Source organism: Helicobacter ganmani (assembly GCF_003364315.1).
In the GTDB taxonomy this organism is placed as follows: domain Bacteria; phylum Campylobacterota; class Campylobacteria; order Campylobacterales; family Helicobacteraceae; genus Helicobacter_D; species Helicobacter_D ganmani.
This window is the reverse complement of record NZ_NXLS01000007.1, coordinates 88994-102627: the sequence shown is the minus strand read 5'-3', so window position 1 is coordinate 102627 and position 13634 is coordinate 88994. Positions and strand designations below refer to the sequence as shown.

Sequence of the window (13634 nt, the reverse complement as noted above, 5' to 3'; positions counted from 1 at the left end):
TTTGATTAATTTCTTTTGCCATAATGCCAAATTCGTCGTGGGATTCTATTTTGATGAGATTGGCTGTTTGTGTATCGTGGTTGAGGTAGGAGAAGAAATGAGACAACCCTTGTTGAATGCGTTTGAGTGGTTTTAAGAAAACCCGAATGATGTAATAAAGTATAATAGAGCCAATAACGATAAGTATTGAATTGATGATGAAATTTTTAACAGCAGTGATATTAGAGGCTCTTGTATAATCGCCATGGTCTGCGCTTGCAACCATAATCCAACCAAAAGGCATTACCCGATAATGTGCGATTCTTTCTGTGTTCGTATGGTCTGTGAGATTGATGATTCCTTGTGGATTTTGTTTGGCTGCTTTGGAAATTGCAATCTCTTGTGGAGTTTGTTTGCCATCTAGCACTAGGCTTTCAATTTCGTGGGAAACGATTTCATTGTTTTGGTCCATAATGTAAATATTTAAGCTTGGAAAATCTGAAGTATCAAAGTTTTTGAAACGTTCTTGGAATAAGTCCAAAGGAATATCTGCTGCAACTACTCCAGCAAATTTGCCATTTTTGTGGAATGGTAATGCAGCAGTTGCCAAATGTCTCCCAGCTAATTTGCCGCTTTTGGAAAGATAAGCAGGCGTTACGATAAAGCCATCTTTTTGTTTGGCTTGTTGATACCATAGAGCCTCTCGCATATCTTTGTATGTGGAAGGAATCGGAGTGAAGCTATCACTAAAGCTAGAGGGAAAATGTTCCTCTAGCCATTCATCAACGAAGTCTCCGTTATCTTCATAAACCATATAAACATCAGGATATTTCACGGTGTATTGGACGCTTGATAATGCCTTGCGAAGAGAAACAACATCGTAGCGGTCAATACTTGCTATTTCCTCTGCCAAGAATTTTAAATGTTGTTCCGCCTCAATATTCATTGTGATGTTGATAGTCGTATAAGACGCCTTTAGAATCTCTTCTTGTAACATAGTATAAACTTTTGTTGAATCGTCTGTCGTATTTTTATAATTTAATATTGCACTAATGCTAATCATAATAACAAAGGCTATCACGATTGCCCCTGCAATTTTTGTAACCAATGAAACCCTTAACGCCTTCATAAAATCTCCTTATTTTAAGAATAATAAAATCTTATAAAATTTCTTCTTTCAATTTAATTAATATTTTAGTTTAATGTGAGACATTAAAAGAATGCTAATCACTTAGAATCCTGCAAGAATAAGGAATCCAAGTGAAAAGTTAGAGTTGGATTTGAAAGATTAAGCAAGTTGCGCTTTAAGCATCCAAATTGCTTTTTCTAAGGCAGCGACTTTTTCGTCTGCTAGCCCAACGGTTGCTTTATCATTTGCATCGTCTGCTAAGTCTGAAAGCTCTCTAAAGGATTTTAGGAAATATTCATAGTCCGGTAAAATAGATTTTAAAATTGTTTTGGAATCAAAGCTTGTGCCTTTGTCTTCTTTGATTTTGCTAGCAGCTAGCATATCTTTAAGGGTTACAAAAGGTTTTTCACCGATTTGAATCACGCGTTCTGCCACTTCGTCCATTTGTTCTGTGATTTCATCATACATATTTTCTAGTGCTGAATGCATAGGGTGGAAATCTGCACCTTTGATATTCCAATGATAATTATGAAGCTTGATATAGAATACAGCTGAATCTGCTTGGATTTGTTTAAGTGTTTGAACAATTTTATTCATTGTTGTCTCCTTGATTAAAATATTTATGAATTATACAGAGGAGATTCTTAAAGGAAAATAATTATCATTAAGAAAATGAACTTGCCAAGCCAATAAATTTTATGTCATAATTTCTCAATTCTAAGGATTATAGGATTTAATGTGGAATGGCTGGGATTATCTTTTTGTGCGCAAGGAGAATATCCGCTAGAATCAGTAAAGGCTTGTAAGGGGTTTGTGGTTTTGTTGCGAGGTTTGATTTATGCGAGGTTATGGATTTGCACTAAAGTGGTTGAAGCTAGCGCAATGAGGACCACAAAATTTTATAAATTTTCTCGCAAGGATAAAGCAATTTTATATTTTCTCTTTCCTTGTGGAATCCCACAGGCTTACCCGCCTGTTTGATAAAATGCCCTTTGAGAAATCGCATTGGTATCCCAATCATTTTTTTCTGGCTTGTTTTCTATGCAGAGTTTTAAGCGAGAGAGAATCTCCTCTGTATCGCCTCGTAACATTGCTTCTTTAATGTCTATTGCGTTGTTATGATAAAGACAAGGAATCAGCTTGCCCTCACTGCTTAGGCGGACTCTATTGCAGGTTTTGCAAAAGTCATCGTTGTGAGGTGCGATGATGCCAAAGATATAATCGCGATTTAGCTCCACTCCTAAGTTTGCTTTGATTTCTTGTTGTGGAATCTTAAAAAGTGTCGCAGGTCCAATGACTTCTTTTTCAAATAGCCGCGTGGGATATTTTGTTTGAATGTTTGCTAAAATTTCTGCAAGTTTTAATCCCATAATTCCTTCTTTAGCGTGGGAATTTTCCATATATTCAATGAATCGCACCATTATGCCACGTTTCATACCATATTCCAAGATAGAGAGAATCTCGTCCGTATTGATTCCTTTGAGTGGAACCATATTAAGCTTGATTTTAAGTCCGACTTGATGTGCTACTTCAATGCCATTGAGGATTTTTTCTAATCCGTCGCGTTTGGAGATACAAAGGATTCTATCTTTTTGCAAGGAATCTAGGGAAATATTAATGCGCTTCAATCCCGCATCTTTGAGTGGTTTGGCAAGTGGAGCAAGCAAAAAGGCATTGGTGGTTAGTGCAATATCAATTTGTGGCGCAAAGTCGCAGATTTGCGCAATAAATGGAACGATTTTGGAACGCAAAAGCGGTTCTCCGCCTGTGATTCGGATTTTTTTAACTCCTTGTATAATGGCTACCTTGATGAAGTTTAACACAGATTCTAGCGGTACATCTTCGTTTTCATCGCCTAAATTCATCGGCGTGTTTGGCATACAATAAGCGCAACGAAAATTGCATCGTTCGGTTACGCTGATTCGCATATAATCAATGGTTCTTCCAAAACCATCTACTAGCACATTTACTCCTTACGCATTTAAAGTTTAGAATCCTACCAAAAGTGCAGGAAAAAAGCTATAATTTTGCCAAAACTTCAAATAGGATTTTTAGGTTTTGTATATTTTGGGGGTTGCTAAATGAGATTTTCAATACCTTGTGTCCTTTTGTGCGGTGGCAGAAGCACAAGAATGGGGCAGTTAAAGCAAGATTTGCTAATAGGCAATGCGAATGTTCCAAAAAAGCAGGAGACTTTGGCAAACTTTCAAGCAAGACATTTACAACAATGGTTTTTGAGTTTGTATTTTTCTGCCAAATTTGAGATTCCAAATACCTTTGGAATCGCTACAATTTTAGATTTATCCTTGAATGCGGATAATGCGGGAAAGGATTTCAATCAAAAAATCCATTTAGCAGACGCAAGAGATTGGCACAAGATTCCTAAAAGCAAGTTTGCACCTATCTTTGGTTTGCAGAGTATTTTGGAGTTTTTGCAATGTGATGTGTTTGTGATAAGCATTGATACGCCCTTTTTGGATTGCGATTCCATTGCAATGCTTTGGCGAGCTTACACAAAAAATCCCAAACCAACTTTTGCTAAAAATACAAAAATACACCCTTTGCTTGGTATTTATACATTAGAATCTCTTGCAAAGATTAAAGAGCAAATTGCGAAAGGAGATTACAAACTTATGAGACTTTTGGAAAATATTAATGCGCAATTTGTGGAGATAGATGAGGACAAAACACTAAATCTTAACACGTTAGAGGATTATCAAAAGGCGTGCAAACAAATGGAATCTTAACAAGGAGGCTAAATGGCAGATGAACAAGAAAAGACCGAAGCCCCCTCCGCGCGCAAGATTGAAAAGGCGCGCGAAGAGGGAAATGTCCTAAAAAGTCCTGATGTTAATGCCTTTTTGGGATTAACTATGGGATTGGTGTTAATCTTTTTGTGCTTTAGCTTCTGGGTGCAGGGTGTGAGCAATGTGTTTGAGCAAATCTATCAGCAATTTTCCCAAGATTTGACGCGAAAGAATGCAATATCTATCGCAATTTCTTTGATTTTTCAGATTCTCTTTCTAGTTGCGCCAATTTTTGGAGCATTAATGCTTATCGGAGTGATTGCCAATGTCGCACAAAGTGGATTTTTGCTAACCGCAAAGGCAATTCAGCCAAAATTGCAAAAGCTAAATTTTATTAGTGGAATGAAGAACCTTGTCTCTCTTAAAAAACTTCTTGATGGATTCTTGATTACTTTTAAGGTAATGACTGCCTTTATTATCGCGTTTTTTGTGTTTATTGGTTTTATGCACGAGCTAACCACCGTTGCGCTGTTTCCTATTGGCGACCAAATGCTGTGGTTTCGTGATAAAGCAATCATTTTGATTGGAATCCTGCTTGCGTTTTTTATGGTGATGGCGAGCGTGGATTATCTGATTAAACGTTATCAGTATTTTAAGTCTTTGCGTATGAGTAAGCAAGAGGTGAAAGATGAGTTTAAGAATATGGAGGGAGACCAACAAATTAAGGGCAAGATTCGCTCCCTTATGTTTCAAGCAGCGCGCAAGCGAATGATGCAGAATCTCCCTAGTGCTGATGTCGTAGTAACAAACCCTACACATTATGCAGTTGCGTTGCGCTATGATAGCGAAAAAGATCGCGCACCGCGTGTGCTAGCCAAAGGTGCAGATTTCTTAGCCCAGCGCATTAAAGAAGTCGCAAAGGAATATGAAATCCCAATCATAGAAAATCCCCCTTTAGCGCGTGCTTTGTATAAAGATGTAGATTTGGATATGGAGATTCCAGAGACATTGTATCAAGCAATGGTAGAAGTGCTAATCAAAGTCCAAAAAATCAATGATGAGCGCAGAAAAAAGTAAGTTAAACTTTCCTCAAAATCTAAAAGACTCCACAGAGAGTTTAGAATCTATGTGCCAGAAAAGCTTTTTAAAGGCAATGCAGATAGCGCGTCAAATTTTTTGCAAGAAAGTAAAAAAATCAATGCTTCGCGTAAAAATTCTACTAAAATATAACGATAAAGTGGAGTCTCGTCTTTGAGATTCTAAAAACTTATCCTCGCGTCCTTACGAGCGTAGTGAAGCAATCCATAATCAAGCATACTCAAAAGATTTCGTTGTAAAGATTCCTATATGCAAGATTATAGATTGCTACGATTCCTTACAGAATCTCGCAATGACAAGGCAGATAATCATATTTTGCGGAAGCTTAGAGATTCTAACAAATGTTCTTTTTGAATCTTTGCAGAGGAGTCTAAATCCGCAATCGTGCGCGCTACACGCAAGATTTTATCGCGTCCGCGCTTGGAGATTCCGAATTTTTCGCAAGCAATTTCTAGTGTTTCTTTTGTTTTAGAATCTAACACGCAATATTTTTCTAATTCTGCGCCTTGTAAGCGGGAGTTAAGGCAAGTTTGTCCGCGCTGTTTTTGGAACAAAAAGGCTTGTAAAATGAAATCTTGCAAGGTAAGAGAATTCACTCTATGTGCGCTTTGTTTGCCCTCTTGCATTTGCACAAATAAATCCAATCTATCCCAAAATGGCTCGGAAATTTTGGTTTTATAGGCGTTAATTTCTTTTTGGTTGCAGCGGCACTCCTTGCTAAGGCTTAAGAGATTGCCACAAGGGCAAGGATTCATCGCACCAATAAACATAAAATTTGTAGGACAAGTGATTTTTGCCTGCAAGCGCGAAATAGTAAAATAATGATTTTGCAATGGCTCGCGCAAGGATTCCAAAACGCTTTTTGGAAAGTGGGGTAACTCGTCTAAAAACAAAACTCCAAGATGTGCCATACCAATTTCACCCGGCTTGATATTTTGCCCCACGGCACTTCCCAAAATAGCAGCTTTGGTTGCGCTATTGTGTGGATTACGAAAGGGTCTATGCGGAGAGATTTCAAGTGTGTTGGCAGCCATTTGCAAGATTTCATAGAGCCTCAAAGGCGGCAAAATATAAGGAATCCTTGTAGCAATCATACTTTTGCCACTCCCGGCACTGCCTTCAAGCAAGAGATTGTGGAATCCACAAGCTGCGATGAGTGCGGCGCGTTTGGCGCGTTCCTGTCCAATAATATCATAAAAATCAAGTGGAAATTCTTGTGTGTAATAATATTTTTCTCCCGCAATTTCTTGATGCAAAAAGGGTAAGTCGCAAGAGTGCGATTCTAAAGGCGGTAAGTTTTGTAAAGTTGCAATGGCGTCTTGGAGGCAATCTACATAATAGGCTTTAAGGTTTGGAAGCTTGGAATAAAATTCTTGTGCAACTTTGGGCAATAAAAAGAGGGAATTGGATTGCTTGCTTAACAGAGAAAAAAGTAGAGGATAGATAGAGGGGCTATCCTTGATACGCCCATCTAACCCAAGTTCTCCAAAGGCAAAGATTTTTGGGGGTTTGGAATCTGTATTTTGTTGCGTGATTTCGTTGAGGTCGCAAGTGCCATTGAGTGCGATAAGCAAGGCAATAGGCAAGTCATAAAAACTCCCTTGCTTTGGGATATCCGATGGAGAAAGATTAACATTGATTTTGAGCGGAGGAAATTTAAAGTTGTTTGCGAGCAAAGAGGACTGCACGCGTTGTTTGGATTCTTGAATCGCATTACCCGCAAGCCCTGTAATGCTAAAAGAGGGCAATGCACGCGTAAAGCTTACTTCTACTTCCACGATTTTTGCTTCAAGTCCTACTTGTGCCGCGCAATAGAGTAGGTTTAATCCCATTATTTTTCCTTGTTTTTAGGTTTCAGTGTATCGGAAGTTTGTAAGAATTGCAAACAAAAGAATCGGATTTTGCAAAATTATTGTTTGACTGGATAAAATAGTAACATAGTTGTTGTGAAATGTAGCTTTTTAGTTTTTGCGATTGTATTGTAAAAATTTCTGTGAGATTCTATTTTCACGAGATTGTAGATTGCCAAGAACGCTACGCATTCTCACAATGACGCAGGGTAGAATCGCAAATGCACGCCACAAAAACCTTTAGGTTTTTGTAAGGACGCGGTGAAAGAATTGCGTTGCAGTTCTCGCAAGGATAAAGTGTGTGCTACAACTTCTATGAAGTCTCGCGAGGACACACAACAACAAATGATTGTGTGCGTTTAAGTAGGTTAAGATTAGATTTTGAAAGGGTTCTCAACTACTCTTTTTCTATCTACAATATAAGGAATTAATGCCATTTGTCTAGCGCGTTTGATTGCGACTTCTACGCGCTCTTGCCATTTTTTAGAGTTGCCTGTTAAGCGACGTGGCATAATTTTGTAACGTTCAGAAAGTGAATGCTTAAGCATTTCTACATCTTTGTAGTCAATAAAATCAATTTTTGCCTCTGTGTATCTGCAATATCGTTTGGAGTATCTTTTTTTCTCTGCCATAATTTATCCTTTAAAATGGTATTTCTTCATCGTCAATGTCAATCACAGGGATTTCGTTTTCTTTGGCTTTTTGTGGTTTTGGTGCGCTAGCTTGTTGTGTATTTTGAGGATTCCCATAGTTGTTGTAGTGAGTGGTTTCACCATAATTGTCATTTTGATTTTGGTAGCCCCCATAGCTTCCATTTCCACCGCCATTTCCATAATTCCCACCTTCATTTCTTGAGCCAAGCATTTGCATATTTTCGGCTGTAATGCTGTGTTTGCTTCGCTTTTGTCCGGTATTATCTGTCCAGCTTTCCAATACCAAACGCCCTTCAATAAGCACTGAAGAGCCTTTTTTGAGGTATTGATTTGCCACTTCAGCAGTCCGCCCAAACAGATTTACATCAATATAGCAAACTTCATCTCCTTGCGAACCATCTTGCTTTTTGAAGCGACGATTCACCGCAAGTCCAAGTTTTGCTAATGCGGCACCACTAGGCAAATAGCGCAATTCTACATCTCGCGTTAAATTTCCTGCTAAAATGACTTTGTTAAACATTGAATATCCTTAACTACCCTTATTCTTGAGCAACTTTTTCTTCTGCCTCTTTTTCTTTTAAGGGAGCAGATTTTTTATTGTTGATTGCTCTATCAACTAAGATTTCCCAAGCTTTTTGCTCTTTTTTGCTATCGTATTTGATGACGATAAAGCGTAAAATATCTTCATTGATGCGGTAGAGACGCTCTAATTCTAAAACAAGCTTAGGTTCTGCTTTGAAATAAATAACAAAATAGTAGCCGCGTTTGTTTTTTTTGATTTCATAGGCAAGGTTGCGCATACCCATATCTAAAGTTGCGCTGATTTCTCCGCCATTGTTGATGATTGCAGTTTTGTAAAAATCAATCTTTTGAGTGATTTCTTCTTGTGTCAAAGTGGGTTTAACCACAAACATAGTTTCATAAAAACGCATAAAGTCTCCTTGTGGATTTTGCCCTTTTGCGATTCAAAAGAGCAAGGATTCATCTTTTACAATTCAATGTAAAGTCGCGGATTTTATCTCAAGATTGCTTGAATTTTCATTAAAGCACTTAAAAGTCCATTGCCTTTGTTTGCGCCTTTTAAAGAATCCTCTCTCCAAGCATTAAGAATAGAGAAAACGGATTCATATTGAGATTCTTTAAGCAAAATCGCAAATCTCTTTTTCTGCTCTAGCAACATAGGAGGTAATTTGTAGCCCAAAACATCTTGTGATGAGGCTTCTCCATAAATCCTAATATGGCTTGAAAACAAAAACAATACAAAAAAGTATTTTTGTATTTCATTAATCAAAGGCACTTCCTCAAAGCCCTGTTCTAAAAATTGTGATAATTTGTCAAAATAAGGCTTTTTAAGCAGTAGGGATTCCAAAATCTCCTCTAGTTTTACACTGCCCAAGCCATAGCCCAAGCCCTCTACCATTTCCGCACTGATTTCTTGGTCAAAAATCGTATATTTGCGAAGTTCTGCGACACTTAATCCCAAATCAAAGTTTTGTTGTTCTAGGATTTTGTGTAGATTAAAGTCCGAAATTTGGATTTTTAGATTTTGGGCATATTCTTTTAAGATTGCCATTGCTTCGTTGAGGTTTGGTGCAAAGAATCGTGCTTCAAAAACCTTTTCTTTTGCGTTTTTTGCAGGAAAACTCGCAGACATCGCGCGTGCGTCTGTCATATATTCACTCGCACTTTTGTTCTCTGCGGGATAAAATTCAACCACCAAATAACCCGCGCCGTTTTGCAATAAGGATTGGATTAAAGTATCTAGCTGTTTTTTGGGAATTTTTTTGTCAATTTTAATCCACACCAATGCTTCATCTCCAAAGAGCGAGCCTTGTGAAAAGCAGCTTAATGCACTTTGGAAATCAAAGGCATTGAAATAAAAACTATTTTTTTCACAGCCTTTTGTAAGAATCGTTTGCGCAATTTTTTCACCATAATAGCCAATCAAAAAGGAGCTTTCGCCATACAGCAAAATAGCGCGGATTTCTTCTTGTTTGGCAAGTTTGGCGTCTAATTCTTTTTTATACATTATCTACCTTTGCATTTGTGGCGCACAAAAGATTGCGAGTTGGTATGGCGATTCCTTTTATAGCGTTTTGCTCGTTGCATTGTTTTTTGTGCTTTTTCTTTAGCTTTTTGTTGCTTTTGACGCTCTTTTTGAGAAGATTTCGCAAAGAGATATGTGGAGATTTGCTCGCTTGCGATTCCAAAACTTTCATTATAACTTTCCACAATTCTACCATAAATTTTTGCGGTTGCGATATTAACTTCTATGATTTGAATGCGCACTTTTTGGTATTTTACCCCTTTGCCTTTAAGACAGAGGACACGCGCACCTTGCAAAGGAGGAGTTACAAGAGAAACAATCTCTGGGGTAGAATCATTGGACACAAATCCGATAAAAGCTTGTCCGATTCTTTGTGATAAAAATCGCGCAAATTTGCGGTCTTTAAATTCCATTTCTATCTTGGCGACTTCGCGTTCTTTTTGGCTTAAATCCTCGCAAAGTGTGGGTAGAGATTCCTTGTGCGTGGAATCCTCATTAAGCTGAATCTTTGCCTTTAGGATTCTGTGAAGTAGCAAATCACTATAACGCCGAATCGGAGAAGTAAAATGACTATAAACTTCAAATCCTAATCCAAAATGCCCGATATTGTGGCTTGCATAGCTTGCTTGTGGCATAGATTTGATAATAAGTTTATCCATTTCGCTTTCCATATTAGCGAGTTTCGCGGCTCTTTGCACGTTTAAAATAGCTTGATGAAAATCTCTAAAAGGAATCACTTTTTCCCAAATGCCAAGTAGTTTAAGCTCCGTGAATAATTCTGTGATTCCAGCGGGTTTTGGTTGTGAATGGACGCGATAAATACCTAGTTTTAGGCTTTCGTCATTTGCTGTTGTTCTTTGAGTTTGGAGTTTTGCACTTTGCATATTTGCTAGCAGCATGCACTCTTCTACAAGTTGATGGCTAGGGGTTTGCGATTCTATTTTTATATTTTTTAATTCTAAGTTTTTGTCTAGCTCCATTGATTTTTCATCTCCTAAGAAATCAAAACCCTTTTTTAACCTTTTGGCTCGGAGTTTTTGGGCAAGCGTGTGAAGATGAAGGAGTGGTTTTTTGAGAGCAGGGAGAATTTGTTTGCTCTTGCCGCTTTCTAGTAGCTCATCTACTTCCTCGTAAGTGAGTTTTTGTCGCACTTTAACCACCGCTTCAAACAATTCGCTATTTAAAACCGCTTTGGTGCGTTTGTGTAGGCGCATTTTCCAAACCATTGCAAGACGCAATTTGCCCGCATTCAAAGAACAAAGATTCTCACTTAAAGCACGAGGCAACATAGGAATAGATTTGTGCGGAAAATAAATGCTAAAGCCACGATTTCTTGCTTCTAAGTCTAGCGGGGAATCCTGTGGCACATAATAGCTTACATCGGCAATCGCAACATAAAGCGTAGAGGATTCCGCGTCAAAATAAACCGCGTCATCGTGGTCTTTTGCGCCAAGCGGGTCAATCGCACAAAAAGGCAAATGCGTGCAGTTTATGCGGTCTTTGAAGTCTTTTATGCGCACTTCTTGGAAGCTTTCTGCTTGAAGTTGCGCGCTTAGATTGAAAGATTCTTGCCGATCATAGAGGCTTAATGTAAGGGTTTCATCAATCTGCGAATCTTCTAATGTGCCTAAAATTTCTAAAATCTCGCCATTTTTGGGATTTAACTTTAAGATTGTGTTAGAAGGTAAGGTTTTTAGCGATTTTTGGCTCGCTTTGATTTTATAAGGAATCTCGTTTGGGATTGAAATTGCAATGCAATCTAGTTTGTATTTTTCAAGATAGCAAAGCACGAATTTGTCTTTGGATTCTAAAATGCTTAAAACTTTTGCACGCGGACGATTGGAATCGCCTTTGGTAAGCAGTTTGGCTAGCACAATATCGCCCTTTTGCGCTCCTTTTAAAAGATTTTTTTCTACGAGCCAATCTTGCTTGTTGGATTTTGGCAGAGGAAGGACGAATCCATAACCCTTGCGCGCTAGTTCTACTCTGCCAATGCAGAATTGTTTGCGTAAAAAATAGCGATTTTTGCGCAAGATAAGCACATTAAGCTTTAAGAGAGATGCCAAAATTTGTGTAAAGGATTCTGCAAGTTTGAAATCAAGCGGAATCCCGTTTTGCAAGAGGTTTAAAAACTCATTCATCAACTAAAGGATAATCCTCTTCGGGCAAAGTAGGCGCGGGGTTTAGTCGCATATCCTCTAAGGTTGTGTCAAAGCTTGCTAAATCCAACTGATATTGTTGCACAAGATTTCTTGCTTCCAAAATTTGCGCTTCACTTGCGATTTCATAGGGATTTATTAAGGCATTCAACACTCTTAGGGGATAAATATAAATTTGTAGCTCTTTTGGTAAAGTAGGGCTATTTAAATAATGTACCACTTGCACCATTGTTTCTTCAAAGTTCCAATGTTCAAATAAATGCTCTAGCACTTCAAACTGGTTGTAGCCGAGCAAATTTTGTTCAATTTCTAAAAATTGATGGGAATTAATGTTCTGCATAAATTCTTCTTGCTTTCCTGATTGCTTTAAGCAGTTTGAAATAATCACCATACCAATGTGCATTACAAGTGCGCAGGGAACTAAAATCTCAAGCAAATGGATATTTTTTTGTTGCCACCTACATAAAAAAGCATTTTTGATATTGGAAGTATCTACAAATTGACTAACTTCTATGTTGTAAGGTGTTAAATTTATCACAAATTTTGCTTTGATTGCACTTGCAATCGCCAAGCCTTTGGCAGTTGAGATTCCAAAGAGGGAAACGGCTTGTAAAATGGAGTTAATTTTACGATGATAACCATAAAGAGGAGAATTTGCGCTTTTGATTAAATCCATTGTCAAAAAAGGGTCTTGCTCAATCACATTAGCAACTTGCTTGATGCTTGAATGTTCTTGAGCGCAAATCCTTTGCAATTCAAGAATTGTTTGAGGCAATGGTGGCAAAGCATCAATTTCGTTTATTACAAAATCTTTCATCGTTTGAATATTTTTTAACATAATAAAATAATTCCAATTTATGAGAATCAAAGAATCAAAATAAAATTATAGCATAAACTCTAAAATGCAGAGAATTTTGCTACAATAAAGCTAAATCTTTAAAGGGAGAAAAATATGCAATACATTGATGATTCTTTGAAAGGGAAACGCATTTTGATTACAGGGGGTGCAGGATTTATTGGCTCTAATCTCGCACTTTATTTTCAAAAGCACCATAAAGACGCGGAAGTGGTGGTATTGGATAGCTTTAGAAGCGAAACGAAGTTTAGCAACGGAAATCTAAAATCTCTAGGACATTTTAAGAATCTACTTGATTTTAAGGGCGAGGTGATTGTAGGGGATATTACCGATAAAGAGGATTTGGCAAGATTGGAGAAACGCAAATTTGATTATATTTTTCATCAAGCGGCTATTTCGGATACCACAGTGATGAATCAAGAGGCGATTTTGCGCGCAAATGTGAATGCATATAAGGATTTGTTGGACTTGTGCGTGCGTAGCAATGCAAGTATGATTTATGCTTCAAGTGCGGGCGTTTATGGCAATAGCCCTGCGCCTAATAGTATCGGTAGCGGAGAGATTCCAGAAAATGTTTATGGATTTTCTAAATTGATGATGGACAATCTCACGATGAAATACTTAAAGAATTTTCCGCTTTTAAACATTGTGGGCTTGAGATATTTTAATGTTTATGGTGAAAATGAAGTTTATAAAGGCAAAACTGCTTCAATGATTTTGCAATTAGGCTTACAAGCGTTGAAATCCAAAAAAGTGCGCTTGTTTAAAATGGGCGAACAAAAGCGTGATTTCGTGTATATTCAAGATGTGATTGCAGCAAATGTCAAAGCAATCCACGCAAAAAAAAGTGGAATCTATAATGTTGGTAGTGGCAAGGCAAGAAGCTATAATGACATTATTCAATGTCTCAAAACGAATTTGGGTGACTTTGAAGTGGAGTATATTGAGAATCCCTATAAGTTTTTTCAAACGCATACAGAAGCGAATATCGTTTTGACCAAAAAATTTTTAGATTATGAACCAAGATTCTCGCTAGAAGTGGGAATCAAAAACTATTTAAGCCAAATCAAAGCGATTCATAATGCAAATCTGTGGGAAGAAGTTTTGGGAAATTAA

Annotated in this window: 14 protein-coding genes; 3 read left to right on the top strand and 11 right to left on the bottom strand. The window is 37.7% G+C overall.

What is annotated here, in order from left to right:
• The 3 genes from CQA43_RS07325 to moaA form a co-directional block, all read right to left on the bottom strand.
• A partial coding sequence (locus tag CQA43_RS07325; RefSeq protein WP_181881657.1) for a cache domain-containing protein occupies window positions 1-1108 on the bottom strand: 1108 nt, incomplete at its 3' end.
• A gap of 159 nt (window positions 1109-1267) precedes the next feature.
• Entirely contained in the window at window positions 1268-1705 is a 438-nt protein-coding gene (locus CQA43_RS07320) for a Dps family protein (RefSeq protein WP_115551952.1), read from the bottom strand.
• 368 nt (window positions 1706-2073) lie between these two features.
• Entirely contained in the window at window positions 2074-3072 is a 999-nt protein-coding gene (gene moaA / locus CQA43_RS07310) for a GTP 3',8-cyclase MoaA (RefSeq protein WP_115551950.1), read from the bottom strand.
• 117 nt (window positions 3073-3189) lie between these two features.
• Between moaA and CQA43_RS07305 the strand changes: the two genes are divergently transcribed.
• Window positions 3190-3855 carry a molybdenum cofactor guanylyltransferase gene (locus CQA43_RS07305; RefSeq protein WP_115551949.1) on the top strand — a complete coding sequence of 222 codons (666 nt, stop codon included), beginning with the start codon at window positions 3190-3192 and terminating at the stop codon, window positions 3853-3855.
• Between the two features lie 12 nt (window positions 3856-3867).
• Window positions 3868-4932, top strand: coding sequence for a flagellar biosynthesis protein FlhB (flhB, locus tag CQA43_RS07300; protein ID WP_115551948.1), 1065 nt, complete (start codon window positions 3868-3870; stop codon window positions 4930-4932).
• Window positions 4933-5261: 329 nt separating this feature from the next.
• On the opposite strand, the gene CQA43_RS07290 is transcribed toward flhB, so the two are convergent.
• From CQA43_RS07290 to CQA43_RS07260, 8 genes are all read right to left on the bottom strand, one after another.
• The gene (locus tag CQA43_RS07290) at window positions 5262-6785 is read right to left on the bottom strand and encodes a YifB family Mg chelatase-like AAA ATPase (RefSeq protein WP_115551946.1); all 1524 of its coding nucleotides are present in this window, start codon (window positions 6783-6785) and stop codon (window positions 5262-5264) included.
• A gap of 129 nt (window positions 6786-6914) precedes the next feature.
• Window positions 6915-7037, bottom strand: a complete 123-nt coding sequence (locus CQA43_RS09920; RefSeq protein WP_281270114.1) for a hypothetical protein — start codon at window positions 7035-7037, stop codon at window positions 6915-6917.
• A 140-nt stretch (window positions 7038-7177) separates the two neighbouring features.
• Window positions 7178-7435, bottom strand: coding sequence for a 30S ribosomal protein S18 (gene rpsR / locus CQA43_RS07285; RefSeq protein WP_026944503.1), 258 nt, complete (start codon window positions 7433-7435; stop codon window positions 7178-7180).
• Between the two features lie 10 nt (window positions 7436-7445).
• Complete coding sequence (locus CQA43_RS07280; protein ID WP_115551945.1) at window positions 7446-7976, bottom strand: single-stranded DNA-binding protein; 531 nt, start codon at window positions 7974-7976, stop codon at window positions 7446-7448.
• Between the two features lie 19 nt (window positions 7977-7995).
• Window positions 7996-8388 carry a 30S ribosomal protein S6 gene (rpsF, locus tag CQA43_RS07275; RefSeq protein WP_115551944.1) on the bottom strand — a complete coding sequence of 131 codons (393 nt, stop codon included), beginning with the start codon at window positions 8386-8388 and terminating at the stop codon, window positions 7996-7998.
• Window positions 8389-8471: 83 nt separating this feature from the next.
• Entirely contained in the window at window positions 8472-9485 is a 1014-nt protein-coding gene (locus tag CQA43_RS07270) for a DNA polymerase III subunit delta (protein WP_115551943.1), read from the bottom strand.
• Window positions 9485-11644 (bottom strand): RNB domain-containing ribonuclease, encoded by a 2160-nt coding sequence (locus CQA43_RS07265; RefSeq protein ID WP_115551942.1) that lies wholly within the window; start codon window positions 11642-11644, stop codon window positions 9485-9487. The genes CQA43_RS07270 and CQA43_RS07265 overlap by 1 nt, the downstream gene beginning before the upstream one ends.
• Window positions 11637-12500: an HDOD domain-containing protein gene (locus CQA43_RS07260; RefSeq protein ID WP_245944267.1), complete on the bottom strand. Its 864-nt coding sequence runs from the start codon at window positions 12498-12500 to the stop codon at window positions 11637-11639. Before CQA43_RS07260 ends, CQA43_RS07265 begins: the two co-directional genes overlap by 8 nt.
• Before the next feature lie 114 nt (window positions 12501-12614).
• Here CQA43_RS07260 and rfaD point away from each other — a divergent pair, with 114 nt between their 5' ends.
• A complete protein-coding gene (rfaD, locus tag CQA43_RS07255; RefSeq protein WP_115551941.1) occupies window positions 12615-13634 on the top strand; it encodes an ADP-glyceromanno-heptose 6-epimerase in 1020 nt (339 codons plus the stop codon).

Bases quoted from the DNA above. Each gene is read 5' to 3' on its own strand.
- CQA43_RS07320 (WP_115551952.1), bottom strand. From the start codon at position 1,705: ATGAATAAAATTGTTCAAACACTTAAACAAATCCAAGCAGATTCAGCT.
- CQA43_RS07305 (WP_115551949.1), top strand. From the start codon at position 3,190: ATGAGATTTTCAATACCTTGTGTCCTTTTGTGCGGTGGCAGAAGCACA.
- flhB (WP_115551948.1), top strand. From the start codon at position 3,868: ATGGCAGATGAACAAGAAAAGACCGAAGCCCCCTCCGCGCGCAAGATT.
- CQA43_RS07290 (WP_115551946.1), bottom strand. From the start codon at position 6,785: ATGGGATTAAACCTACTCTATTGCGCGGCACAAGTAGGACTTGAAGCA.
- rpsR (WP_026944503.1), bottom strand. From the start codon at position 7,435: ATGGCAGAGAAAAAAAGATACTCCAAACGATATTGCAGATACACAGAG.
- CQA43_RS07280 (WP_115551945.1), bottom strand. From the start codon at position 7,976: ATGTTTAACAAAGTCATTTTAGCAGGAAATTTAACGCGAGATGTAGAA.
- rpsF (WP_115551944.1), bottom strand. From the start codon at position 8,388: ATGCGTTTTTATGAAACTATGTTTGTGGTTAAACCCACTTTGACACAA.
- CQA43_RS07270 (WP_115551943.1), bottom strand. From the start codon at position 9,485: ATGTATAAAAAAGAATTAGACGCCAAACTTGCCAAACAAGAAGAAATC.
- CQA43_RS07265 (WP_115551942.1), bottom strand. From the start codon at position 11,644: ATGAATGAGTTTTTAAACCTCTTGCAAAACGGGATTCCGCTTGATTTC.
- CQA43_RS07260 (WP_245944267.1), bottom strand. From the start codon at position 12,500: ATGTTAAAAAATATTCAAACGATGAAAGATTTTGTAATAAACGAAATT.
- rfaD (WP_115551941.1), top strand. From the start codon at position 12,615: ATGCAATACATTGATGATTCTTTGAAAGGGAAACGCATTTTGATTACA.